The organism is Kitasatospora sp. NPDC024654 (genome assembly GCF_055559155.1).
On record NZ_JBVHLF010000028.1, the window covers coordinates 29310 to 53896 of the forward strand.

At 70.5% G+C, this 24587-nt stretch carries 14 protein-coding genes; 4 read left to right on the top strand and 10 right to left on the bottom strand.

What is annotated here, in order from left to right; all coding sequences use genetic code 11:
• Nucleotides 1-38: 38 nt before the first annotated feature.
• The 3 genes from drmC to drmA are packed head-to-tail and all read right to left on the bottom strand — an operon-like array spanning nucleotide 39 to nucleotide 6516.
• A complete protein-coding gene (gene drmC, locus ACZ38L_RS18510) occupies nucleotides 39-806 on the bottom strand; it encodes a DISARM system phospholipase D-like protein DrmC (protein WP_465694194.1) in 768 nt (255 codons plus the stop codon).
• Nucleotides 803-2704, bottom strand: coding sequence for a DrmB family protein (drmB, locus tag ACZ38L_RS18515; RefSeq protein WP_465694195.1), 1902 nt, complete (start codon nucleotides 2702-2704; stop codon nucleotides 803-805). Before drmB ends, drmC begins: the two co-directional genes overlap by 4 nt.
• The gene (gene drmA / locus ACZ38L_RS18520) at nucleotides 2701-6516 is read right to left on the bottom strand and encodes a DISARM system helicase DrmA (protein ID WP_465694196.1); all 3816 of its coding nucleotides are present in this window, start codon (nucleotides 6514-6516) and stop codon (nucleotides 2701-2703) included. Before drmA ends, drmB begins: the two co-directional genes overlap by 4 nt.
• Before the next feature lie 210 nt (nucleotides 6517-6726).
• On the opposite strand from drmA, the gene ACZ38L_RS18525 reads away from it, so the two are divergent.
• Nucleotides 6727-9270, top strand: a complete 2544-nt coding sequence (locus ACZ38L_RS18525; RefSeq protein WP_465694197.1) for a GmrSD restriction endonuclease domain-containing protein — start codon at nucleotides 6727-6729, stop codon at nucleotides 9268-9270.
• 68 nt (nucleotides 9271-9338) lie between these two features.
• Here the strand turns inward: ACZ38L_RS18525 and ACZ38L_RS18530 are convergent, their stop codons facing one another.
• The 3 genes from ACZ38L_RS18530 to ACZ38L_RS18540 are packed head-to-tail and all read right to left on the bottom strand — an operon-like array spanning nucleotide 9339 to nucleotide 10239.
• On the bottom strand, nucleotides 9339-9578 hold the full coding sequence (locus ACZ38L_RS18530; RefSeq protein ID WP_465694198.1) for a hypothetical protein: 240 nt from the start codon (nucleotides 9576-9578) through the stop codon (nucleotides 9339-9341).
• Nucleotides 9566-9820, bottom strand: a complete 255-nt coding sequence (locus tag ACZ38L_RS18535) for a hypothetical protein (protein WP_465694199.1) — start codon at nucleotides 9818-9820, stop codon at nucleotides 9566-9568. Before ACZ38L_RS18535 ends, ACZ38L_RS18530 begins: the two co-directional genes overlap by 13 nt.
• The gene (locus tag ACZ38L_RS18540) at nucleotides 9817-10239 is read right to left on the bottom strand and encodes an ATP-binding protein (protein ID WP_465694200.1); all 423 of its coding nucleotides are present in this window, start codon (nucleotides 10237-10239) and stop codon (nucleotides 9817-9819) included. The genes ACZ38L_RS18535 and ACZ38L_RS18540 overlap by 4 nt, the downstream gene beginning before the upstream one ends.
• Nucleotides 10240-10543: 304 nt before the next feature.
• Between ACZ38L_RS18540 and ACZ38L_RS18545 the strand changes: the two genes are divergently transcribed.
• Nucleotides 10544-11407, top strand: coding sequence for a helix-turn-helix domain-containing protein (locus ACZ38L_RS18545; protein WP_465694201.1), 864 nt, complete (start codon nucleotides 10544-10546; stop codon nucleotides 11405-11407).
• Nucleotides 11400-11603, top strand: a complete 204-nt coding sequence (locus ACZ38L_RS18550; protein WP_465694202.1) for a DUF397 domain-containing protein — start codon at nucleotides 11400-11402, stop codon at nucleotides 11601-11603. The genes ACZ38L_RS18545 and ACZ38L_RS18550 overlap by 8 nt, the downstream gene beginning before the upstream one ends.
• Nucleotides 11604-11655: 52 nt before the next feature.
• Here ACZ38L_RS18550 and ACZ38L_RS18555 read toward each other — a convergent pair whose 3' ends face one another.
• From ACZ38L_RS18555 to ACZ38L_RS18570, 4 genes are all read right to left on the bottom strand, one after another.
• Nucleotides 11656-15975: an Eco57I restriction-modification methylase domain-containing protein gene (locus ACZ38L_RS18555; protein ID WP_465694203.1), complete on the bottom strand. Its 4320-nt coding sequence runs from the start codon at nucleotides 15973-15975 to the stop codon at nucleotides 11656-11658.
• A complete protein-coding gene (drmD, locus tag ACZ38L_RS18560; RefSeq protein ID WP_465694204.1) occupies nucleotides 15972-19187 on the bottom strand; it encodes a DISARM system SNF2-like helicase DrmD in 3216 nt (1071 codons plus the stop codon). Before drmD ends, ACZ38L_RS18555 begins: the two co-directional genes overlap by 4 nt.
• A 109-nt stretch (nucleotides 19188-19296) precedes the next feature.
• Entirely contained in the window at nucleotides 19297-20661 is a 1365-nt protein-coding gene (locus ACZ38L_RS18565) for a serine/threonine-protein kinase (RefSeq protein ID WP_465694205.1), read from the bottom strand.
• A gap of 83 nt (nucleotides 20662-20744) precedes the next feature.
• A complete protein-coding gene (locus tag ACZ38L_RS18570) occupies nucleotides 20745-21683 on the bottom strand; it encodes a serine/threonine-protein kinase (protein ID WP_465694206.1) in 939 nt (312 codons plus the stop codon).
• A gap of 115 nt (nucleotides 21684-21798) precedes the next feature.
• On the opposite strand from ACZ38L_RS18570, the gene ACZ38L_RS18575 reads away from it, so the two are divergent.
• Entirely contained in the window at nucleotides 21799-23949 is a 2151-nt protein-coding gene (locus ACZ38L_RS18575; RefSeq protein WP_465694207.1) for a 3'-5' exonuclease, read from the top strand.
• The last annotated feature ends 638 nt before the right edge of the window (nucleotides 23950-24587 follow it).

A 24587-nucleotide genomic window follows, 5' to 3' on the forward strand; every position in this document is an offset into this window, starting at 1 on the left:
CGGCCGCCCGGTGCAAGGCCCCGCACCGGGCGGAACCGCTAACCCGTGGGAAGCGGCTGCAGGATCCCCTGCCGCATCAGCGCGCGGATGTGCTCGGCCGCGCGCTCGGGTGCCGTACCGCCGCGAATGACGGTGCCGGCCTCAAGGTTGCGGCGCACCCCGGACTCCGTGAGGTTGGCGCTTCCCAGGAAGAGCACTTGGCGGTCGGCGACGGCCAGCTTGGCGTGTTGGCGGGCGGCCGGATGGTCGCGCCGGTCCGGCGGCCAGTGCCAGAGCCGGAGGCCGGCCACGGACCTGAAGGCCGCGGCCGGCTCCGGCCCCTCCAGGAGCCGCCCCGCCCCCTCCAGCGTCTCGACCACGATGTGCACGTCCACCCCTCGGGCCGTCGCGTCGGACAGCGCCTGGAGCAGCGGACGGTACGGCCGGGCCGAGTAGCTCATCGCCAGGAGCTCCGTCCGCGCCGCCCGCACGACCTCGGTCAGCACGCGGGCGGTCGACCGCACCGGCACGCCGGGGGTACTCGGGCCGCTCCACACGGTCCTGACCTCGGCCTCGCCGCTGCGGTCGTTCCAGGCCGCGCTGAACCCGCGCAGGTAGGCCGCCGCGACGGCACCGGAGATCTCTTCGGCGTGGACCGCCCGGTACAGCTCCCGTATCTGACCGGAGGTTCGAGGGGACGGGAACTCGCCGGCCGCGTACTCCGCGCTGCGGCCCTGTTCGAGGAGCGCGGCCAGCGTTCGGGCCCGCTGCGGGCCGAGGGCCGCGACCGCCGAAGCGGCCGCGGCCTCGAAGCGCGCGGTGCTCACGCCAGCAGCTCGCCGGGCGTGAGGACAAGATCGGGCTCGTCGCCGAGCGGCACCAGGAACCGGCGGTCCAGGAACCTGTTGCCGCGCTCGCAGGTCGTCTCCGAGACGAAGAGACAGATGTGACACGCGGCGCCGTGCAGGAAGTCGGCCGGCGCGTGCGGCAGGCGCTCCGCGCACAACGGGTCGGAGGAGCAGTGCGCCGCGTTGCGCAGCGCCAGCCTGACGATGCGTTCGAACTGCGGCTCCTCGGCCAGCGCGACCAGCCCGCCCAGGGTGCCCTCCGAGTCGGGCACCGCCGTGTAGATCAGGATGCCGGTCCTGGGGTCGGTGTCGTCCCCGGCGTAGATGCGCTCGGCCAGGCTCGCCGAGTTGTAGCCGCACTCCAGGGCGATGGTGCGGATGAGCAGGTGGGACAGGGTGTGCAGGGCGAGGTAGCGCTCCCCCGGCCAGCCGAGCATCGGATCGAAGGGGCCGGTGAGCCGGTCGCTCCTGCGATTGGTGCGGAAACGAACGAAGGCGTCGCGGTGGGCCGCCATCTGCGGGGACTTCTCCATCCGGGTCACCCATTCGGCCATCAGGTCGTCCCGCACCCGCAGGAAGATCCCCTCCCCGCGGACCTCGCTGGCCGGCACCCAGCCCAGTCCGGTCCGGGAGAGCCGCACCGGGGTGGCGATCTCGGGAGAGGGGGACTCCGGGTCCGGTGCGTCGAGCCGGGTGAACCCGATCAGGGCCCGGGCCTCGCGCAGCCGCTCCACCTGCCGGACGTCGGCGAACAGGCCCTTCAAGGCTTCCGGGACCGGCACCGGTGCCAGCGCGAAGTCCTCGGTGGCGCGGGGCGGGCGGGCCGCGGAGAGCACTGCCCACTCCGGACCGAGCAGGTCGGCAGGCTGCGTGTCCGTGGCCGGCGCCTCACCGTTCGCGGCGGCCGCCCGGGCTGTGACCGCGGCGATCAGCGCATCCGGGTCGTAGTCCTTGAGCCAACCCAGAGACGGAACGTTGGACAGCACATCGAAGAATTCCCGCGAGGTGATGCCCTTCACCTCCTCCCACCGCTCCTCGACCAGGTCCGGAATCCTGTCGTCCTCGCCCGGCGGGAGCGCGAGGGCGCTGAGCGTCATCGGGAACCACTGGTTGGACGCGCCGGCGACCATGAGGGTGGCCTCGCGGTTGCAGCCGCCGTGCTCGAAGTAGCTCCCCAGGTGCGGGTGGCGCCCGCGGCAGGCAGGCAGGTTGCGGCGGCCCCGCTCGCCCATCGCGTCGCGGATGTTGCGCCTGGCCCCGCAGCCCACGCACTCGATGGTGACGTTGGCGGCCTGGTTGCCGCCGTGGTCCCGCATCCGCAGCAGCGGCCGGGGTGACCCCTGGCAGGCGCCGCCGTGGTGGACGAACGGGGTGTACGGGAACTCGTCGAGGTGTCCGTCCGTGCAGACCAGGGTGAAACGGGCCGCGACCGCGAGCGGCTTGCGGGACGTGCAGTCGTGGACGAACTTCGCCTCGTGGGGAGCGCTCGGGTTGTTGTTGACGAACGCGAAGGCCTGCGAGTCGACCGGCGCGAGCAGGTTGCACGCGGTGCACCGCAGCCACTGCGGGAACGGGGTGACGGGGACTCCGACCCCCTGGCTGGCCCAGTCCTTGGCCGAGTCGCCGCCCTCCTCCCACGGTGCCGACCGCAGCTCCGTGACTCGCTCCCGGCCGTAGAGCTGCAGGGCGCGGTTGACGGCCGTGCGCAGCCGCGGCTCGTCGATGGTGTAGTTGGTCAGGCCGTTGTAGGACCACGGCTCCAACCCCTGCACCAGCACGGAGAAGTTGGGCAGGTCGATGAGCGCGCCCACCCCCGCGGTGAACATCAGGTGGCTGGGGCGCGCCGCCCCCACGCGGCGGAAGTAGCCGTTGCTCATCGCTGTCCCTTCCTCGTCGCCGCAGCGGCGGTGTCTCCGTACTCGTCCACGTCCACGGCGGCGTCCGAGCCGTCATCGCCCGAGCCGGGGCCGAAGTCCCACCCGGGCCCGCCGCCGGTGGACAGTTCCATCAGCCTCCCGCCCCCGGGGAGCAGCAGGTTGATCTCGTTCTCGGTCTCGCGCATCGACATCGGGACCGTGAGCTCGTCCCACTGGGCGCCGTCGGCCCTGCGCAGCAGCGGGGTCACCAGGGTGCCCGTCTTCTTCTCGTTGCGGTAGGCGAGCAGCGCGTTTCCCTCGCGCTTGCCGGCCCAGGCATCCTTGAGCGTGGCGATGCGCTCGGCGAGGTAGCCCCGGGCACGCGGGCCGCCGACCGCCTCTGCGCGGTCCAGCAGGCGCCGTTCGACCTCCGCCGCGATCTCGCCGTCGAGGTCCACCGTGTGGGCGTCCGCGTTGCGCGAGTGGTCGTAGGCGGCCTGGCGCAGCGCGGCGATGTAGGTCGGCGCTGTGCCGCGGTCGAGCGCCCGGCGGGCGTACGGGGTGACCGACAGGGCTTCGACCTGACGGTAGAAGGTGGCGTGGTAGTGCCCGAAGTCCTCGAAGTGGGCCAGGTCCCTGGGGCGCGACCAGTTGTAGAGGGTGACGACGAGCCCGGGGCGCGCCGGGTCCCGGCCGACCCGGGAGGAGGCCTGGATGTACTCGGCGGTGTTCTTGGGCTGCCCGACCACCAGCATCAGTCCGAACCGGGAGACGTCCACACCGACCTGGAGCATCGAGGTGGCCAGTACGACGTCGACCGCCTGGCGGGCCGGGTGGGTGGGCAGCGCCCGGGGCGGACGCTTCTCGCGCTTCGCCGCCGCGTACTCGGCGTTCAGCGCCCTGCGCCGCTCGGAGGTGTCCCGCTCGGGGTCGAAGCCGCCCTCCAGCCGCTTGAGGGTCGCGCTGATCTCCGAGGAGGAGATCCGGGAGGTGAGCTCCTGGATGGTCAGCATGCCGGTCCGGCTGACGATGCGCTCGGCGAGCGTCTCGTGGCCCTTGCGGCTGCCGTTGGCGCGCACCCTGGTGGTGATGTCGTCGTCGAGGTAACGGCGCATGCCGGCCAGCTCGCGGGTGGCGTTGAAGTAACCGACCAGCGTCATGTACGGGTCGGCCTGGTCGCCGTAGTCGTCGAACAGCTGCTGCGCGCCCAGCAAGAGGATCTCGGCGACCCGGATCTCGGCCGCCTTGAGCCGGGTCCCGTGGGCGCAGACGCCGAGGTAGCGACGGCCCGGGTCCTCGCGGCTGACCTCGACCTGCCGGGAGAAGAACGTGTCACCCGCGTCCAGGACCTGCGGCGGGAACACCGCGATCCGGCGCCCGAAGATGCCGCGCACCTGGTCCGCGGCCCGCTTCGTGGTCGCCGTGGACGCGACGATCTTCGGCCCGACCTCGTGCCGGGTGCCGTGCTCGTCCGTCCAGGCCCAGCTGCACAGCTGGTCGACGGCCGCCTCGAAGAGCCCCACGGTGGTGCCGAGCGCTCCCGAGATCAGGTGCAGCTCGTCCTGGATGATCAGGTCCGGCGGGCGCAGGCGGGTCACCGGCTTGGCGGGCTGCTCCCCCCGGTGGCGGGGCCGGCAGCCGGTCTGGGCGTCGAGGTCGTCATGGCGGTAGCCGTGGACCGGGCACAGCTCGGTGACCCGGCCGAACAACAGGCCGGCGTAACCGTTCCACGGCAGCTGGGCGAACTTGTCGACGGTCGCGATGAGCATGGCGGGCGCCAGCCGGTAGATCTCCTCGTCCACCGTGAGGACGGGGATCCCTTCGCCCTTCGCCCCCCTGCGTGAGAACGGGCAGTGGTCCTGGCCCTCGCCCCGCGGGCAGTACAGCAGGACCCGCCGGGTGCGCTCGTCGTACTCCATGTTCTGGTGGGCCGTCAGTCCGGAGCCGCACCACGGGCAGCTGAGCACCTGGATCACCCGGGCGTACTTGTCGTCGGCGCTCTCCTTGGCCCCGGCGATCTGGCCCCTGGCCTCGGTGAACCAGTTCGGCGACACCGAGGTCCCCACCCACAGCCCGATCCGGAACGGTGTCGTGCCCCAGCGGCGGTCCCCCGCCCCATAGGCCTCCCGGCGCAGCACCTCGGCCGCGGTGACCAGAGCGGCCGCCCGCTGGAACTGCTGCGCTGTCAGCAGCCGCAGGGTGTAGCGCATCAGCACGCCGACCCCGGCCTCGCCGCTGCGTGCCTCGGTGCCGCTGCCGATGGTTCCCTGGAGCCGGCGCAGCGCGAAGGTGAAGGCGGCGAGGCCCAGGTACGCCTCGGTCTTGCCGCCACCGGTCGGGAAGAACAGCAGGTCGACGACGGCGTCGGCGCTGGTGCCACGGTCCGGGTGACCGGGGCGGGCCAGCGAGGCGAGGTTGAGCAGCACGAAGGCCAGCTGGAACGGACGCCAGCTGGCACCCTCCTTGCCCTTCGCGTACACGGCGGCGCGGGCCTCCTGGTAGGAGGCCGCCTCGTCCTCGTGCCCGGCGCGCGCCGCCGCGATGGCGGTGTTCCGCCGCTGGAGCGCCATGGCCCGGTTGGCGAACCGGAAGGCCTCCAGCGTGATGTCGTCCGCAGCGAGGGCGTCGATGCCGAAGGCGATGCGGTGGCAGACCTCTTCGGCCTGCACAAGGGCCGTCTCGGCGGCCTTGCGCAGGTCCTCGGGAAGCGACTGGAGGCGTTCCCGCTGTTCCTGGAGCCAGCTGTGGTAGCCGTCGGCGAGCGGGGCGAGTGCCGCGGTGAGTTCCTTGCGCCGGGAGGGCACCGCGAGCCCGGCGAGTTCGTCCATGCCGAGTTCGAGCCCGGTGAGCAGCGGCTGCTCCTCGATCTTGGGGGCGGTGGTGCCGGGCACGTTGTACACGGGCAGCCAGGTGGTGGTCAGCCGGTGGGCCCGGCGCTCTCCTGCCCGCACCTCGGCCCTGACCGCGACGTTGCGGCCCAACGCGTGGCGCAGGCTGTCCCGGTAGAGCAGCCGGAGCCGCACCTCCTCGTCGTCCTCGGGGCCGTGGCCGGCCGCGCCGGGTGCGAGCGGATCGTCGATGGGGAGGAAGACGGCCGCCTGGTCGTCGGCGAAGGCGGTGACGTCGAGCTGGGTCTGGAACAGCCAGTTGGCGTCGCGCTGCTCGGCGGAGTCCGGCAACTGGTTGACCAGGGCCACCTCGACCACCCGCAGGTCCTCGCCGCCCGCCCCGCCGTTGCGCTGCCGCACCTTGACGTCCAGTCGCACGCACGGCCCGTCCGCCGAGTCGCCCTCCAGGACGAGGCGGCGGTCGCCGGTGCCGGCGACGTCGATGTCCTCGGGGTGCTCCACCTTCTGCTGCCCCCACACCCGACGGGTGTGCCCGTCGTCGGTGTGGGACTCGGTGAGCGAGTAGCGCCCCCAGCTCGCCGTGACCGTGAGCGTGCCGATCGAGGCCGGGACGGTGAACGACAGGCCCATGGACGACGCCCAGATGTGCCCTGCCGCCTGCGGGGTGAGCAGGTCCGCCGGTTCGATGTCGGCCCGGTCCCCGCCACCGCCGGGTTCGACGTCGGCGAGCTGCGCGGCGGCCCGGGCGGTCCGACGCGACGTGGAGTCGGTCGGCCGGGGCCCGAGCATCCCGACCAGGTAGCGGTCACGCGGACCGGCCGAGCTGGGCAGCAGCTCCTCCCCGTCACCGTCCCAGGGGCCGAGCAGATCACGGCTGATGTACTTTTCGAGGACCTCCCGGACGTCGTACGAGGAGCCGGGGCGGAAGGTCTGCGGGACGTCGTCCAACGGATGCGGGACGGGCGCCGATGACTGGGCGGACATGAACTGGACTGCCCCTTTCGGGAGATGACCGAGCATGGCGAGCCTACTGCGGGCTTGCGACAGTGTTCCCCGCGAAGCTGACATTTGTCGATTGACTTAGTTCACAGATTTCCTGAAGAACCGTGACCATGTGGCTTGTCGTACCGTGCCCGTACGCTGGCGGTCGGTCACGAGCCCGGTGCCCGGTGGACCACCGCCTGAAGGGGAGTCATGCGCGCGCAGGAGATCACGTTCCTCAAACTGGTCCAGGGCCAGAAGCAGTTCCAGGTACCGCTCTACCAGCGCACCTACAGCTGGCGGCAGAAGCACCTGGCGCGGCTCTGGGACGACGTCTCCGAGCTGGTGGACCAGCACCTCGCCGGCGATCTGCCGGCGGCGCACTTCCTCGGCTCCGTCGTCCTGGCGCCCGGCCACCTCCAGGCCGGCGGCGTCCAGCGCTGGCTGGTGGTCGACGGACAGCAGCGGCTCACCACCCTGATGCTCGCCTGCACCGCCCTGCGCGACCACTTCAAGGCCGCCGGCGCCGCGAAGGCCGCCGACCGGGTCCACCGGCAGCTCCTGGTCAACGAGTTCGACGAGGACCTCGACCACTACCGCCTGCTGCCCACCCAGGCGGACCGGGGCGCGTTCACGGCCTGCGTAGAGTCCTCGCCGGAGGCGGGCGGCGCCGGCAACGTCGGCACCGCCTACCGGTTCTTCCGGGGCGTCCTCGCCCAGGGCGAGGACGCCCACGGCCCCGCGTGGTCGGCAGCGGTGGAGACCGTCCTGAAGGACCTGCTGTCGATCGTCGAGATCAGCGCCGAACCGGGCGACAACGTCTACCGGATCTTCGAGTCGATCAACGACACCGGCAAGGGCCTCAGCCAGAGCGACCTGCTGCGCAACTACGTCTTCAGCCTGCTGCCGAAGCAGGGTGAGCGGGTCTACCGGGAGCTGTGGCTGCCGATGCAGCAGCAGCTGGGCCCGGAGCGCCTGGAACTCCTTGTCTGGCTGGACCTGGTGGTACGCGGCCACAGCAAGGCCAAGCAGAGCGACATCTACCGCGCGCAGCAGGCGCGGCTCGACGCGGTCAAGCACGACGAGGCGGAGCTGCGGGCCGAGATCGCCCAGCTCGCCGACCGGGCCGGGCGGCTGCTGCGCATCCTGGAGCCGGAGCGGGAGAACTCTCCCGCCCTGCGCGCCGTACTGGAGCGCCTGGGTGCCTGGGGCGGGCAGACCCACCTCCCGCTCACCCTCCACCTGCTCGACCTCGTCGACGCCGGCCGGGCGACGGCCGCGCAAGCCGCCGAGGCGCTCGGCTACGTCGAGTCGTTCCTGGTCCGGCGGATGATCTGCCAGGTGCCGACGAACAACCTGAACCGGATCTTCATGGAGGCCCCCAGGGAGTTGGAGGACGACCGCCCGCCCGCCGAGGCCGTGCGCCGGCTGCTCTCCGCCCGCCGCCGCAGGTGGCCCTCCGACGAGGACCTGCGGGAGGCCGTCCGCACCAAGCCGTTCTACTGGGGCGGGCGGTCCGCCCAGCGCCTCCAGGTGCTGCGCCGCCTGGAGGAGAGCTACGCGGCGAGCGAGCCGGTCGACTTCGAGAAGGCGTCCCTGACGCTGGAGCACGTCCTGCCCCAGCGCCCGGCGCAGGCATGGTTCGACCTGCTCGCGGAGGAGACCGAGGACGGCCAGACCCCGAAGGAGCTGCACGAACTCCTGGTGCACACCCTTGGCAACGTGACCCTCTCGGGCGACAACTCCAAACTCTCCAATCACCCCTTCCAGCGCAAGCAGCAGATCCTCGACTCCAGCGCCCTGCGGATGAACCAGGAGATCGCCGCCGAGGAACGCTGGGGCAGGGCGGAGATCCTGGCCCGCGCCGACCGCCTCGCCCGGCGCGCCTGCGAGCTGTGGCCCGGCCCGCTGGGCACGGCGAAGGCGGTCGGCGAGGAGTGGCCGGGCTGGGCCGACCTGCGCGCCGCCCTCATCGCGATGCCCAGCGGCACCTGGACCGCGTACGGGGACATCGCCGAACTCATCGGACTCCACGGGCTGGGCGTCGGGAACCACCTGGCCACCAAGCCCGGTGTGATCGGTGCGTACCGCGTCCTCAACTCGGACGGCCGGGTCTCTTCGAACTTCCGCTGGCTCGACGGCCGCACCGAGACGCCGCAGGAGCTCCTGGAGCAGGAGGGCGTGCCGTTCGACCAGCGCGGGCGCGCCCACGGCTCCCACCGTCTGAGCGCCCAGGAGCTGGCCACGCTGCTCGGCCGCGAGATGCCACAGGACCGGGCGGGCGATCCGCTGCCCGACGCCGAGAGCACCGCGGCGGCCGAGCGCTTCCGCTCCCAACTGGCCGAGAACCAGACCGAGGCGGCGGACGCGGTGCTGGCGGCGCTGCGCTTCTGGGAGCGGCAGGGCGGCCACCTGGACTACGGCCGCCATGACGAGACCAGCTGCTTCCCGATGCTCGACGCGGGCACCGCCGCCCAGCCGCACCTGCTGTGGCCGCTCGCGCTCTACCCGGTGACGGGCACGGCGGAGGTGGTCTTCCAGTACCTGAAGGACCGCAGCCCGTTCGACGACACCGAGGTGCGGCGCGAGCTGCTGCGCCGGCTGAACGAGATCGAGGGGATCGAGCTGGCGGAGGCGAAGCTGGAGCTGCGCCCGTCGTTCCCGTTGCAGGTCTTCGCCGAGCACGGCGAGGAGCTGTGCGGCGTGCTGGAGTGGTTCGTCCACACGGCAGCGCTCGATCTCGCCCGGCGGGGCTGAGGTCTGCTGCCGGGCCGCCGGGCCGAGTTGGGGATTCGGCCCGGCGGTGAGTGCGGCGAGTGCGGGTCTCACCGACGGGCTCCGATGACGCGGTGGCCGAGGTGAGCGGCGAGGCCGTGCAGGAGGTCCTCCGCCTGGGCCCGGGTGAGGGCGAACGCGAGCTGCTCGCCCGGGCCGGCGTGGATGTCGAGGTCGACTGCCACCCGGACCTGGACCGTCGCGTCGGGGACGGCCTCGACGTCGAGGTGGGCGAGCGTGGTCCGCTCGACGTGCACCGGCTGGGTGTTGAAGGGGATCACGACTCCCATGCTTCGCTCGCCTCCGCGTCCTGGAGGAGGCGAAGGAGGTTGAGGAGGGTGCTGACCGGGGCGTTGCCGAAGTCGACGAGGAGGTGCCCGTTGACGACGCCGTTGGTACGGGCGGAGCCCCAGAGGATGCCGAAGCGGCCTCCCCGCTGGTGGAGTTCGCGGATCAGCGCGGTGACCTGGGGCTCGGTGTAGTCGCGCGTCCGGGGGTCGGCCGGCGCGATCGGCTGGCGGCGGGGGCTCACGCGACGCTGTCCAGCTCGAACCAGACCGCCTTGCCGCCGTGCTTGCGCGGGGCGGCGCCGAAGCGGTGGGTGAGCGAGCGGACCAGGTGCAGGCCGCGCCCGGACAGCTCGTAGGGGTCGGCAGCATCGGTGGTGCGCTGCTCGGGGAGGGTGGGGCTGTCGTCGGCGACCGTGACGCGGAGCGTGCGGAGGGCGCGGTCGGCGAGGAGCAGGACGACCACGACGGGCGCGGGGCTGCCGCCGTGCTTCCACGCGTTGACGAAGAGCTCGTGGAGGGCGAGTTCGGCGTCCCAGATCAGGTCATCGGGCCACCCAGCCGTGGTGAGGAGGTCGCGCAGCTCGTCGCGGGCGGCGGACCAGTCGGGGGGCTCGGGAGGATTGGGCGTCTTGGGCGTCCTGGGCAGGCTGAAGGTACACATGGGGGGCCTCCGTGAGGCTGGGTGCGGGTTTCGGTCGTCCAGCGGCGGATGCGTCGCCGTGAGCCAGGCCGGGACGGGGCTGGTTGATGCCGCGCGCGGCTGCTCTGCGGTGCGGGGGCAGCAGGCGCCTACTGCCCAGGTGACAGGCGTTACTGACGATCCGTCGGATCGATGTGAGATCGACCATAGCGCCACTGGTACTTAAATTTAAGTAGATCTGGAGAAGTTCCCTCTTCCGTGGGACAGATGGCCATCGCCGCGGGCTGCGCGGCAGACTGATCCCACGAAACGCCGAGAGGACACCATGCCCGGTCGCCACAACCCAACGCTTCGTCAGCGCCGCCTGGGCGCCGAGTTGCGAAGGATGCGAGAACAAGCCGGCCTGGGCGGCAGCCAGCTCGCCCACGCGCTCGGCGTGAGCCCTGCCCAGGTGACGCAGATGGAGAACGGAAAGACCAGCGTCAGCGCGGACCGGCTTCGTACAGTCGCAGCAGCTTGCAAGTGCACCAACCAGCCACTCATCGACGCCATCGCTAACCTCATCGCCTCACGCGGAAGGAACTGGTGGGAGGAGTACCGCGGGATCCTGCCGACGGACTTCCTCGAAGTAGCAGAGATGGAGGCCCACGCCCACAAGCTCTACACCTGGGCGACCACCTATATCCCCGGCCTCCAGCAGACCGAGGCATACGCTTCTGCGGTGTTCGCACGGATCACGCCACCGCTACCTCGTCACGACATCGATGTCAGGACGGCATTCCGAGTTCAGCGCCAACGCGTCATCCGCACCAGCGGAACGCCGTATACCTCCTTCATCCATGAAGCCGCCCTGCGGATGCAGTTCGGTGGACCCAAGGTGCTCGCAGACCAACTCGACAGCCTGATCGAGGACTCCGACACGCAAGCGATCTCTGTCCGAGTGGTTCCGTTCGACATGGACACCTTCCCCGGCGCGGGCGAGAACCTCATGTTCGCCGAAGCGGTGGTGCCAGAGCTCGCAACGCTTCAGATGGACACCGCACTGGGCGTCCTGTTCTTCGACGCTCCAGCAGACCTGGCCAGCCACCGGGCAACCTTCGCCCGCCTGGGGTCTCTCGCCTTGTCGGATGATGAGTCGCGTAAGTTCATTCGATCCATCAGGGATGAGACGAGGGGCAAGTATGAGTAAGTCCGGGTGGCAGAAATCCAGTTACAGCGGCGCATCCAACGAATGCGTCGAGGTGCGCACGGCCAACGGGCTGGTCGAACTCCGCGAGTCCGACAGCGGCGCCATCATCGTCCGCACTACCCCGGCCAAGTTCGCCAAGTTCCTCCAGGGTGTCAAGGCCGGCGAGTTCGACCACCACGCCGACTTCACCCACTGACACGAGGCGGCCCCCGCTCACCGAGCGAGGGCCGCCTCAACGACCGGGCCTGTCAGAAGAGAGCGCCCTCCGGCGGTGAGTTCCCATCGTCACCGAAGTCGGTGGTGCCGGTCTTGTTCGGCCGCTCCGCTTTCCTACGCCGAGCCTCGGCGGAGGGCGAAGGAAGGTCGGCACGCCGGTTCGGCTTCTTGTGCAACCCGAGGAACACCTCGTCGGCGTACGCCTGGTGGTTGAGCCGACGGAGGCGGTCGATGATCTCGGTGCGGGCGAGCAGACCGATGGTGTACCGAGTACCCTGGTCGGTCTCGTGGAACCCGTGATCGAGCGGGTACGTCTCGTGCGTCGGGTCAGCGGGGCGGGTGGCGCCGGTGGGATCAAGCAGGTCATACCAGCCGTAGGCGGCGATGGTCGCGCGGTCGATCTCCTCGTGGATGACCCGGAGTTCGGTGATGTCGTCATCCTCGCAGGAGGAGTCGTGGACGAGGTTGTAGGTGGCCGTCAGCCCGATGTTGCGGCGGAGCATCAGCTCACGCCGGAAGGTGTCGAGTCGGGTACCGGCAGCCCGGAGGTCCTCGGTGAGGGAAGGGCGGACGAGGGTTTCGAAGACGTCGGAAGGGCTGTAGTTGAGATCAGCCTTCATGGTCGAGCTGCGATCAAGAGCCCACCAGTAGTGGGGCGCACTACTGAGGAACGCAAGCAATGCGAAGTCATTAGATGCGAACACGCCAAGCTTGTGCGAGAAAACCTGGCCAGTCGGCACCATAACTGGCATGACAACCTTGCTCACAAGTGCAATTGAAATGCAGTGGCCGAGAGGCTTTAGTGCATTTCTCAGACCCGGGGCAAGCTTTTCAAACTGCCACCAGCGCTCACGAACAAGCTTTTTGTCATCCCCCAGGCGATCCCTCTGAGGCTTAACCAGCTTACGCACCCGAGAAAGAGCCAATGGATAATCCGCGGCCTGCACCTGAGTCCGATTTTCGAAGTCAATAATCTTACGACTCGCGGCCAGAATTGGACTATTGTTCAGATCCTGCCCGTTCAAGTAGTCAGAGATGACGTCACCATACCGCCCATCCTGAGAGATAAGGTCATCAGCTTCCGATGGGTCCAGGACGAACCCTATGCCATTTACGAAGTTTCCGATGAAAGCGAGCCCTGCGCTACCATCTAGTCTTTCCACCCAGGAAGGCTCGCGGGTCACCGGATTCAATGAGGTGGAAATACCCCTCGATACTGAAACTCCCCCCAGGATTCGGCCCGCCGACTCGCATACAATGGCCCGACTTGTCCATACGGCGCAATACTCCAATACGGCAGAACTTGACGGCCACGGCGCACTCTTTACCGCGCGGCGAATCTCCACACCTGAAGCTTCCAGCTGATCAAGGCCTACCTCACGGGTGTCCCCCTGGGCGAGGGTATTCGTCGCAATTAGGCCGGTTTGACCACTGCCGTTCAGCAGTTCATGCGCACGCAGCTCGAAGTACGCGACCAGATCCGCATTACCTCGCCTCCCCCGCGCAAGGTAATCCACCATGTACTCGCGATACGCCTCCCCCAGTGCCCCCGTCAGCTTCTTCCCACCCAAAAACGGCGGGTTCCCCACCACCGCATCGAACCCGCCCCGCTCCTGGAAGACCTCCGGGAACTCCAACGGCCAGTGCACCGGCCGCCGTTCGAGTCCGCCCTCCGGCAGCTCGCTCGCCAGCCAATCCTTCGCCAACTGACGAGCCCTCACCACCCCGGGCGTAGCCTCGTCCATGTCCCCCAGCCCGAGCTCCGCTGCTGCCCCCGCCGCTTGCGGGAACAGATCCCTCACCCGCTCGCCGCCATCGTGCTCGTACCACGACACCCGCCCCGACGCACACGTCGCCAGCGCCGCCCCCGCGATCAGGTCACCGACCAGCCCCAGCCGAGCAGTGTGCTGCCGTACCGTCTCCAGCAGCTCGCGCTTCTTCGCCAGCGCCGGCAGGCCATCACCCCTTATCTCCGTGATGGCATGCCTGTCCCGCGCCGCCTCCTCGATCTGCCGCTCGGTGTCGGCCTCCGCTCCATGGAGATCGCCCCTCCGCACCACCAGGTGGACGGCCTTCAGCTGCTCAAGGCTGACGACCCCGAGCAGGGAGTCTCCCGCCAGCATCCGGTCGTCCAGGAAGGTGAACGGCCGCTCCTTGTCCATGGACACCAGCCACAACGAAAGCTTGGCCATCTCCACGGCCATCGGGTTGATGTCCACCCCGTACAGGCAGTGCTCGATGATCTGCCGACGCGCCTCCACCACGATCGGATCGGATTCGGCGTCAGCCGCCGTCACCGTGTCGATCTCCCGCCCGTCGGCCCGGTACGCAACCGCGTCCTCCCGCTTCTCCCGGGACCACGCGTCGATGAGCTTGTCCGCCAGATACCGGCAGGCCGCGACCAGGAACGCGCCGGACCCCATCGCGATGTCGGCGACCTTCAGCTCCAGGATCTCGGCCGCCGTCTTGTGCTCCCAGTCCTCGGTCCGCGCCGTCTGGAGCGGCCCGACCCGGTACACCAGTGGTTCCAGCGCGTGCCGGACGATCTCCTCCGCGAGCCGCCTCGGCGTGTAGTGCGTGCCCGTGTTCTTCCGCAGCGAGGACGGCGTCACGTACAGCGCACCGGCCGGGATCACCACCGGCAGGTCCCGCAGGTCGCGCCGGAGGATCCCGAAGAACGGCAGTAGCCGCTCCGTCAACTCGGCGTCCCGGCAGGCCGCGAAGAGCAGTCGCTTCGCTTCCTCCCGCGCCTCCCCCGTCGGCGGCGCGAGCAGCTTCTCGATCTTCGCCGCGTTGCCGATCCCGGGCTTGGGCTCCTTGTACGCCTCGCTGATCTTCTTCGCGAGCCCCTTCACGTCCTGACACGTCGCCGCCAGCGACTCCAGTTCCCGCAGCGGAACCTCGTGCTCCAGCCCGACCGGCCCGATCAGCCCGATCACCGTGTCGACCGCCCGCCGGCCGTCGTACGAGAGCAGGCCCTCGTACACGTAGCCGATCTGCTCGACGTCCAGCGCCCGGAAGGTGAGCCGGCGCCGCTCCCGCTTCTTGCCCGTACCGATCTGGACGTACTGCACCGCTTGGAGCATGTGCAGCACCGTGCGGTCGTCGATCGGCAGCAGCGGCGAGCCCAGCTCCAGCCAAGGGTGCCGCATCGGGTCGAAGATCGAGCCGTCGTACGCGGGCAGCGTCAACTCGTCGTGCTGCACGCCCCCGTACACGGCGTGGAAGAGCGCGATCAGCCGGTGCCAGGCCGCGGTGGTGTGCTCCAGCGCGCCCTCGCCCTCGGCCTGGGCCCGGGCCTCCAGGTCCGCGCACAGTCGCCCAGCCGAGTACGAGTCGGCGTACACCTGGTCGGACGCCGGCAGCAGCCCCCGCTCCTCCGCGAAGAGCAGGAAGACGACCCGCATCATCACGGCGACGGCGCCCCGGTAGACCTCACTGGCACTGACGTTCTCCGCGTGCAGCCCCGGCGCCCCGCGTTCCATCGCCCGCGCGTCGGCCCGGCTGATGGCGTCCACGAGCAGTTCGACCGCCTGGCGGACCTGGACGCCGAGCGCGTCGGTGACCTCCTCGCCCGCCTCCAGGCTCTTGCGCAGCAGCCCGCTCAGGGTCTCGTGCTGCTCGTACTCGAAGAAGCGGCGCCGCCGCAGCAGCGAGATCCACGCGCGGACGACGTTGCGTTCGGCCGCCTCGTTCCAGCCGATCGCGTCGAAGACCGCCGTCGTGGTGACCCCGCCCACCGGCGCCCAGACCAGGCACCACCAGCGGCCGTCCGTCACGAGGCCGAGCGGGATGCCGTGGTGGCGGCAGAGCCGGGCGAGGCGGTCGGCGGGGGTGGCGGACCACTCGCCACCCCAGGCAGCGCGGGCGGTGGGGACGGTCCCGCTGGGCACGACCATGCCGATCAGCGGGACCCGCTTGGCCGCGGCCGCCGCGTCGGGCTCGGCGGCCAGGTCGCCGCCCGGCTCGACCAGGGCGAAGTCGGCACGCAGCCGGGCCCCGTGCTCGGGCACCTCCACCGTGAAGCGGTCGAGCACCAGGTCGTCGTCCTCGCCCTGGCGCAGCGCCAGGGCATCGCCCCAATCCAGCAGGTCGCGCAGCACGTACGAGACCCACTCGTCCCGGCCGGCCGCCGGGTCGGTCTGCCAGTCGGCATGGTGGGCGCGCAGCCGCTTGCGCTGGTCGCGCTCGACGGCGTCGAGCTGCGGCCAGGCCTGGAGCAGGACCGGCAGGGTGAGGAAGGGGCCGGACACCTCGGCGAGGTCGAGCCACTCCTGGTGCTGGGCGCGACCGTCGAGGGCCTTGGCCTTGGCAGCGGCAAGTCCGCGGGAGACGGCGGGGCTCGGGCTCATCGGGCGGCATCCTTCTCGGGGATCACGAAGACGACGGCGACGGGGAAGAGGTGCGAGCGCGGCTCGCGGTAGCGCGCGTCGATGGCGACGAGTTCGCGCTCGCGCTCGGCGGCGAGCCCGTCCAGGCGGGCCTGCCAGCGCTCGCGGTCCTCGCGGTACTGGCGCTGCTCGGTGGTGGTGAGTTCGCGGTCGCCGAAGAGGGCGATCTGCTCGCCGACCGCGTCGCCCTCCTCCTTCAGCTTGGCGCGCAGCGTCGCCTCGAAGCGGTCGAGTGTGCCGTGGATGCGCCGCTCCTCCTCCCCGCGCCGGTCGAGCAGGGCCCTCTCCAACGAGGCCCGCCGCTCGCGCGAGCGTGCCGCCAGCGAGTCGTACAGCGGCTGGGCGAGGCGGGGCCACGCCTCGGCCAAGTCCGCCCGCAGGTGCGGCGCGGCCTCGACCCCGCTGGTGAGCGCGCCCGAGAGGACCGCCCCCAGGCCGCGCACGGACTCCCAGCGGCGGAAGCGTCCGGTGTCGCCGAACCACCCGCCCGCGTACAGCACTTCCTCGTGCAGGCGGGTCCCGTCGACGCCCACGAGCACGTACCTGGCGTACGCGCCCACCAGGGTGGTCTCCACGGTGGGATCGTCGGTGACCACGGCGGCCACCCGATGCAGCCCCACGCTGTCGGCGTTCCAGACGGCGGCGGTGAGCAGCCGGGTGGAGAGCGCGACGAGGGGGTGCTTCAGGTGGGCCAGGACGACCTCGTCGCGCCCCTCACCGGCGATCTTGGCGTCGAAGGTGACGGGGCGCTGCTCGCTCGGGCGGAGCTTGTGCGCCAGGCCACGGGTGGCGCGCTCCCAGGTGCCGGTGAGCGGCGGGACCTGGTAGAGGCCGCCGTCGAAGTCCTCGTGGAAGTAGGGCACCAGCGGCTGCTGGCGGTCCAGGGCAAGCGCGGTGTCCACGACGCGGCGGATGTTGCCGGGGGTCAGCCCGAGGGCCTCGACGGTCTCGTCGTACTGCTCCGCCAGCCGCTTGGCCTGGGCCGTGACGTTCTGCTCGGGTGCGACCGTCCCGCCGGTGGTCCGGCCCTTGATCTGCCGGGGCTTGGCGTTCTCGATGTCGACCGGGGTCTGATCGCCCGCCATCCGGCGCTGGACGGCGTCGGCGATCACGGCGTTGACCGAGCCGAGGTCCTCCTCCATCCGGGCGACCTTCCGCGCGACCCGGGAGAGGAACTCAAGGTCGGCCTCGTAGGAGCCGGCGGCGGCCGTCTGCCAGCCGGCACCCACGAAGTGGCGGATCTCCGGGTCCTTGCGCTGCCCCCAGCGGTCGATCCGGCCGATGCGCTGTTCGAGCTTGTTGGGGTTGAAGGGGATGTCGTAGTTCACCAGGCGCCAGCAGTGGTTCTGCAGGTCGATGCCCTCGCTGGCCGCGTCCGTGGCGATGAGGATCCGGACGCGGCCCTCCGGGGTGTCCGGAGCGGCCTGGAAGCCGAGCCGGATCTGCTCGCGCTCCTCGGTGGTGAGGCCGCCGTGCAGCTGGGCGATCCGGCCGCCGTCGGTCATCTCCTCCTGACGGAGCAGGTCGGTCAGCCACTTCTGGGTGTCGCGGTACTCGGTGAAGACGACGACCCGCTCGTTCGTCCAGAGCTTGCCGTCCGGGCGGCAGACCGCCTTGAGGTAGTCGATCAGTGCGGCGGCCTTGGAGTCGGCGGCGGCCTCATGGGTCAGCGCCCAGCGCTCCATCTCGCGCAGCAGGCGGAGCTCCTCACCGTCCTCCTCGGGGGTGAGCCGGGTGGAGCGGGTGAGCGCGTCGTCCTCCGCCTCGGCGAGCGCGAGGTCGTCGAGTTCTGCCGCGAGGTCGTCGAACTCCTCCAGCCAGTCCGGCACTTCGGTGGCGGCACCGCGCGGGCGCCCGGCCGTGTCGTCGAGGTGCGAGAGGTAGGTCCGCACGGTGTGCAGGAAGGCGGCGGGGGACGAGAAGAGGCGCTTCTTCAGCAGCAGGGTGACCAGGTCGGCGGCCCGGCGGCCACCACGGGCCCCGGGGGCCAGGCGGCCTCGGCGCAGGTCGGCGAAGCTGCTGAGCAGACCGTGGACCTCCCGCTCGGCCGGCGTGTACTCGACCTCGCGCTCGTGGGTACGGCGGGTGCGGAAGCGGTCGCTGCCGTCGGGGTTCTTGACGTTGCTCTTCAGCCGCCGGACGACGGTGTCCCTGAGTGCGTCCTTGTCGGGGTCGACGCCACGGGCGAACCGCTGGTTGTCGATGAGTTCGAGCAGCGCGGTGTAGGACTCCGGGTAGCCGTTGTGCGGAGTCGCCGAGAGGAAGAGCCGGTGCTCGAAGTGCGGCACCAGGCGGCGGATCAGCTTGGTCTGCTGGGAGTCGACGGCGTACACCTGCTTGGGCGCCGCCGGTGCGACGTGGTGCGCCTCGTCGAGGACCAGGAGGTCGAAGAAGCGGCGCTCCGTGCCGTCCTCGTTGCGCGCGGCCTCGCCGACCGGGATCACCTCGTCGAGCAGGCGCTGCGCCTTGGCCCCGCGCAGCCAGGGCAGCGAGACGATGCTCAGCGCGTGGACCCGGAACGGGTTGGCAGCGGTGCCATGGGTACGGCGCAGCCGGGCGCACTGCTCGGAGTCGATGATGGTGAAGTCGAGGCCGAACTTCTCGGCCAGCTCGTCCCGCCACTTGAGGGTCAGCCCGGCGGGGCAGACGACCATGACGCGGCGGGCCCGGCCACGGAGCAGCAGCTCCTGGACGACGAGGCCGGCCTCGACGGTCTTGCCGAGGCCCACATCGTCGGCGAGGAGCAGGTTGACGCGGGGAGCGCCGACCGCCCGCGAGACGGGTTCGAGCTGGTACGGCTCGACGGCGACGCCGGAGCGGAAGGGCGCCTGGAGGTTCCTGGCGTCGGCGGAGGCGACCGCGGACCAGCGGACGGCGTCGAGGAAGGCCGCCAGGCGGGCCGGCGGGTCGTACAGCCCGGTGGCGGCATCGGGAAGCAGGCCGGCGGGCAGCACGCGACGGCCGGGCTCGATGTCCCAGATGACGCTGAGGGTGTCGCCGAAGCGGCCGTCCGCCACTGACTGCAGGTGCACCAGGGTGGCGCCGCCGTCCTGCTCCGGGCCGGCGGAGGGCTGGACCCGCGAGACGACCCAGCTCTGACCACGGACCTCGACCAGGTCGCCCTCCTCGGGGAGTCGCTCCGTGATCCCGTCGCCCCCACGCCGATCCGCCACGATCGGTCCGCCTTCCGTTGATCCTCCGGATGATGCCGACTCCGGCACATCTCACCCGGTCGGCCCACGGATTCTACCACAGCAGAATCCGTGTACACAGTTCACAGATCTACGGAGCGCTCCCCAGGATCCGATCGAGCCGAGCTATCAAGTCGATCGTCCTGGCAAGTCCGCGATCGCCCTCCGGGAGAGCGGCCCGCTGCGCGTCACGCAGGTGCGCCAAGAGCTCGCGGGCCCGGGCCCGGTCGCCCGCCCCGGCCACGAGCACGGCGATCTGGTACCGGGTGTCGAAGACGGAGGGGTGCACGGGGCCGAGGGCCTGTTCCTGAGCCGGAAGGAGCGCCTCGAGGGCATCACGGGCCTCCGCCGTGCGGCCGAGCGTGGCCAGGCACCGAGCCGCCCCCACTCGGCAGGCGAGGACCTCCGGGGCGTCGGCCGCACGACTGCCCTGGAGCTCCTCGGCCAGCCCGGCGAACCCCTCAAAGGCCCGCCCCGGCTCCCCGCTCCGGCGCAGCCGGTCGTACCGCTCCAGCAGCACCATGACGGATGCCGGGTCGTCGCTCTCGGCGTCCGCGGTGCGGCGCAGCGCCTCGGCAGGGGCGACGGAGCGCTCCCGCGACTCCACCGCCACCGCGTGCCCGGCCTCGTCGGTCGCCCATCGGCGCGCGGTGTCGCGGACCTCGTCGGCCGTCGGACGATCAGCCGGGTCCTTGGCGAGCAGCCGCATCACCAGGTCGGCGAACGCGTCGGGCAGATCGGCTCGGTGCGAGGCGACCGGCGGCGGGGGGTCCGTCACGTGCCGGTACATCAGCATCAGGTCGTTCGGAGCGGTGAACGGCGGCACGCCGGTCAGCAGCTCGTAGAGCACGCAGCCGAGAGCGTAGAGGTCGCTTGCGGCGACCGGGTGGCCTTCCGCCTGTTCGGGGGCCATGAAGCCGGCAGTGCCGGGTGTGGCATTGGTGCGGGTCAGGCGCGGCTCGTCCGGGCCGGGCTCCAAGGCCGCGGCGATGCCGAAGTCGAGCACTTTGACGGCGCCGTCCGGGTTGAGCATCAGATTGGACGGTTTGAGATCGCGGTGCATCACACCGCTGGCATGCGCGTGCGCCAGGACGCCGGCCGTCTGCGCCGCCACCGAGGCGGCCCGGTGGATCGGGAACGGCCCCGACTTCTTCAACAGGGCCGACAGCGTGTCGCCGGGCACCAGCTCCATCACCAGGTAGAGCCGGCCGTCGTCGAGCTTGCCGCTGTCATGGACGACCGGAACTCCGGGGTGACTCAGCTTGGCCGTGAGCCTGGCCTCCCGCAGAAACCGCTGCTCCAGTGCGGCCGTCGCACCGTCAAGGCCGTACGGAGCAAGGAACTTCACGGCAGCCGCGCGGCCGGCCTCCCGGTCCCACGCGGCCCACACCTCGGCCATCCCGCCCCGGCCCAGGAAGTCCGCCAACTCGTAGCGTCCCAGGATCTCCCGTGTCACGCCCCGTCCCCAGTCACAGTTTCGTTCGCGCCGCTACCGCTACTGCCGGGAGGCATCCTCTCATCCCACCGGCGATCACACGGTCACACCGGGTAGGGCGCCTGCGGGAGCACGAAGGGGCGCCGGGGATCCTCGGGCCCGAACCGGCGTAGCGCGACCGGTCCCGGCTCCGCTACGGGCAGGTACGGCCCGAGTGCGCCGTACACCTCGGCCGCCGAGCTGGGCCTGGCCACCCGGTCCTTGGCCAGCAGCGCCGTGACCACCTCCTGGAGCCCCGCCGGCACCCGGACTCCGCAGTCGGCAAGCAGTGGTGGCCGCCGGTCGAGATGGCCGGCCATCAGAGCGGTCGGCGTCGCGGCGTCGAACGGCGGGCTGCCGGCGAGCATGTGGTGCAGCAGGCAGCCCACACTGTAGAGGTCGCTGCGGGCGTCGAGAGCCGCCGCACCGACGAGCAACTCCGGTGAGGCGCAGAGGAGATTGCCCAGCTGCTCGCCGGTCAGGGTCAGCCGGGGACCGCTGTCCGTGACGACCTTGACCAGCCCGAAGTCGAGGATCTTGACCACACCGTCCCGGCCGACCATCACGTTCTCGGCCTTGAGATCCCGGTGAACCAGACCCGCGGCGTGCGCTGCTGCCAGGCCCGAACAGAGTTGCGCGGCAACTGAGACGGCCGACTCGACATCGAGACGCTCCTGCTCGCCGAGCATGATGTCGAGCGTCGCCCCGTCGATGAGCTGCATGACCAGCCAGCAGGTTGCACCCGTGACGTCGGCGTCGTGAACGGTCGCGACGTTGGCGTGGTCGAGTGCCGCCGCCGCCTTCGCCTCCCGCTCGAATCGGCGTAGCGCACCGGCTCGGCCCGCCGCATCGGCCAGCAGCTCGGCCGAGACGGTCTTCACCGCTACGGCCCGACCCAAATGCTGGTCCCGCCCCCGCCAGACGCGCCCCATCGACCCGCGTCCCAGGGGGTGTTCCAGCCGGTAGCGCCCCCCGAGCACGGTGCCTCGGTCAATGAGCTCCATGCGCCTCCTCCCGTCTCGCGGAGTCTAGGGCAGTCGCACGTGCGCATCGGGTGATCGTCGGTACCAGTAGAGTGATCGCACTGCCCGACCGACCGAGGCGCAAGGGGGGGCCTGCGTGGCGACGCTGGGTATGCACCGGGACTTTCTGCTCGAGTTCGCGGCACTGGAAAAGCCGGTGCAGCGAAGGGTTTTCGAGACCTTCGAGAAGTTCACCGCGGCCACCCACACGGGCGCGCATCTGGAGAAGCTGACCAACCAGCGCGATCCGAGACTCCGGACCATCCGGATCACGAGCTTCTGGCGCGGAGTAGTACTCAAGGCGGACCAGGGCGACAGCTACCTCCTGCTGAAAGTCCTCCCCCACGACAAGGCCAACGACTGGGCGTGCAAGCACCGGGCCTCGGTCAACGCCGCGACCCAGGGTGTCGAGATCCGCAACGACATCGCGCTGGAACGCGCCACCGAGTCGCTGAAAGCCCTTGCCTCCGAGGAGTCCGGGCGCCTCTTCGCGGGCCACTCCGACAAGGTCCTGCGCCGCCTTGGCATCGACGAGGAGATCCTGCCGATCATTCGGCTCCTGCCCGACGAAGCCCACCTGGAAGCCCTCCACAGGGTCCTCCCGGAACAGCAGTTCGACGTCCTGCTGGGCCTCGCCAGCGGGCTGGAACCCGACGAGATCGACCGCGAGATCGTCCAGGCTTACGCGCGGACCGCGGCGGGCGTCGGTGATGCTCCGCCCGGGAACGGACTGGTCTCGGCGATGGCGCACGCGCGCGGCCGTGTCGCCCTGGTGTCCGGCCCCGAGGAGTTGCTGGAGATCCTGGAACGACCGTTCGACACATGGCGGATCTTCCTGCATCCGGCCCAGCACCGGGTCGCCTACCGGGACTCGTACGGCGGGCCGGTCCGCGTGACAGGCGGTCCCGGCACCGGAAAGACGGTGGTGGCTCTGCACCGTGCCCACCATCTGGCTCGTCGGCTGCCCCCGGGCGCTCCCGACGGGTCGGTGCTGCTCACCACCTACACCAAAGATCTCGCCGCGGAACTGGAGCGCTGCCTGGCCCTGCTGATCGCGGATGAGCGGATCAGGGCAAAGGTGCGGGTGGTCAACGTCGACGCGTTGGCGAACGAGACAGTGCGCCGTGCAGGCGGTGGCGCACCGCTGAAGCTCGTCGTCGACCAGCGCGAGATCATCTCCCGCTGGGGACGGATCGCCCGTCGGTTGGGTGTCGACTTCACCGACGTCTTCCTCGATCAGGAGTGGCGGCAGGTCGTGCTGGCACAGGCGATCACGGGGCCCGAGCAGTATCTCAAGGCATCCCGGGCAGGTCGCGGCACAGCGCTCGGCCCGCTGAAGCGAGCCCAACTGTGGCGTGCGGTGACGGCGTTCGAGGAGCAGCTGCGGCAGTCCGGGGAGTGGACGTTCCTTCAGGTGTGCGCGCAGGCCGCGCGAGAACTGGAGGGACTGGACAGCCGTCCGTTCCGGCACGTGGTGGTCGACGAGGCCCAGGACCTGCACCCCGCGCAGTGGCGCTTCCTCCGTGCTCTGGTCGTCCCCGGGCCGAACGACCTGTTCCTCGCCGGTGACACGCACCAGCGCATCTATGGCAACAAGGTCTCGCTGCGGTCACTCGGAATCCAGGTGGCTGGGCGCTCCTCGCGACTGCGAATCAACTATCGCACCACGCACGAGATCCTGACCTGGTCCGCGTCCCTCCTCACCGGCGAGCGGCCGGACGACATGGACGGCGGAGAGGAGTCCCTCGCCGGCTACCACTCGACGCTGCACGGCTCGCATCCCGACGCGCGAGGTTTTCCCAGCAAGTCCGAGGAGATCCAGGCACTTGTCACCCAGATCTCGGAGTGGATCACGTCAGACGTCAGCCGGGAGGACATCGGTGTGGCCGTGCGGTTCGTCCAGCTGGGCCGCGACATCGCCCAGGCGCTGGAGCAGGCCGGGATACAGGCCTGCCTGCTTGGTGTCGGACTCTCGGGGCCAGGTGTGCGGATCGGGACCATGCACCGGATGAAGGGACTGGAGTTTCGCTGCGTCGCCGTGGCAGGCGTGAACGACGGCGTGGTACCGATGCGAGGTGCGGTCACTCCGATGGAGTCGGATCAACAGCAGCACCAGGAGGACCTCAACGGGGAGCTGAACCTGCTCTTCGTCGCATGCACACGAGCGAGGGAAGCCCTGCGCGTCTCCTGGCACGGAACGCCGAGCAGATTTCTCAAGCCGGTCCTCCCGAGCGATGGCCAGCCGTAGCCACCGAGCGCGCCTTGAGCCCCGTAGGCACAACGGCCGGTCAGTGGAGGGCGATCGGGCAGGTGGGCAGGTCGACGCGCTTGGCGCACTCGAGTGGCTTCGCGGCCGCCCGGCAGGCGAACGCCACCACCAGTTCGGCGGTGCCGCCGGGGCCTGGTACGACTTGTCGCCAGGTCCTTAAGGCTGAGGGCCACCACATGGAGCCCAGGCCCGGGCAAGGGGTAGGCCAGCAGCGCCTGCACACCGCGTACTTAAAGAGGCGGGAGAACCAGCCTCGGCAGTCACCCACCCTACATCGCCAGGACAAAGGCAGGCCGAGAACCGTCCATCTCCAGCAGCGCAGAAGCCCACTCCAGGTTGGAAATTGGTGCAAGTCCCCCCGGGAGACGACCCTATACACATATGGCTCGGCCTCGGACAGCATGAGTTAGGCCTTGCCGGGAACGGGGGCACTTCGACCTGCGGGCTGCTCAGCGATCAAGGTCCCCCCGCAGCTCATCGGCGACCCGACCGCGGCACGGCCCGGCCGCCGTCCGCGCGGGCCACGGTCAGCCGCCGGCAGCCGCCCGGGTCGGCGACGTCAGTGACGACGCCCGCTGCTGCGGCTCCGGCCCGCGGCTCGGCAGGTACAGTCCGAG

Coding starts and splice junctions, on each gene's coding strand:
- drmB (WP_465694195.1), bottom strand. CDS start 2,704: ATGAGCAACGGCTACTTCCGCCGCGTGGGGGCGGCGCGCCCCAGCCAC.
- drmA (WP_465694196.1), bottom strand. CDS start 6,516: ATGTCCGCCCAGTCATCGGCGCCCGTCCCGCATCCGTTGGACGACGTC.
- ACZ38L_RS18525 (WP_465694197.1), top strand. CDS start 6,727: ATGCGCGCGCAGGAGATCACGTTCCTCAAACTGGTCCAGGGCCAGAAG.
- ACZ38L_RS18530 (WP_465694198.1), bottom strand. CDS start 9,578: ATGGGAGTCGTGATCCCCTTCAACACCCAGCCGGTGCACGTCGAGCGG.
- ACZ38L_RS18540 (WP_465694200.1), bottom strand. CDS start 10,239: ATGTGTACCTTCAGCCTGCCCAGGACGCCCAAGACGCCCAATCCTCCC.
- ACZ38L_RS18545 (WP_465694201.1), top strand. CDS start 10,544: ATGCCCGGTCGCCACAACCCAACGCTTCGTCAGCGCCGCCTGGGCGCC.
- ACZ38L_RS18550 (WP_465694202.1), top strand. CDS start 11,400: ATGAGTAAGTCCGGGTGGCAGAAATCCAGTTACAGCGGCGCATCCAAC.
- ACZ38L_RS18555 (WP_465694203.1), bottom strand. CDS start 15,975: ATGAGCCCGAGCCCCGCCGTCTCCCGCGGACTTGCCGCTGCCAAGGCC.
- ACZ38L_RS18570 (WP_465694206.1), bottom strand. CDS start 21,683: ATGGAGCTCATTGACCGAGGCACCGTGCTCGGGGGGCGCTACCGGCTG.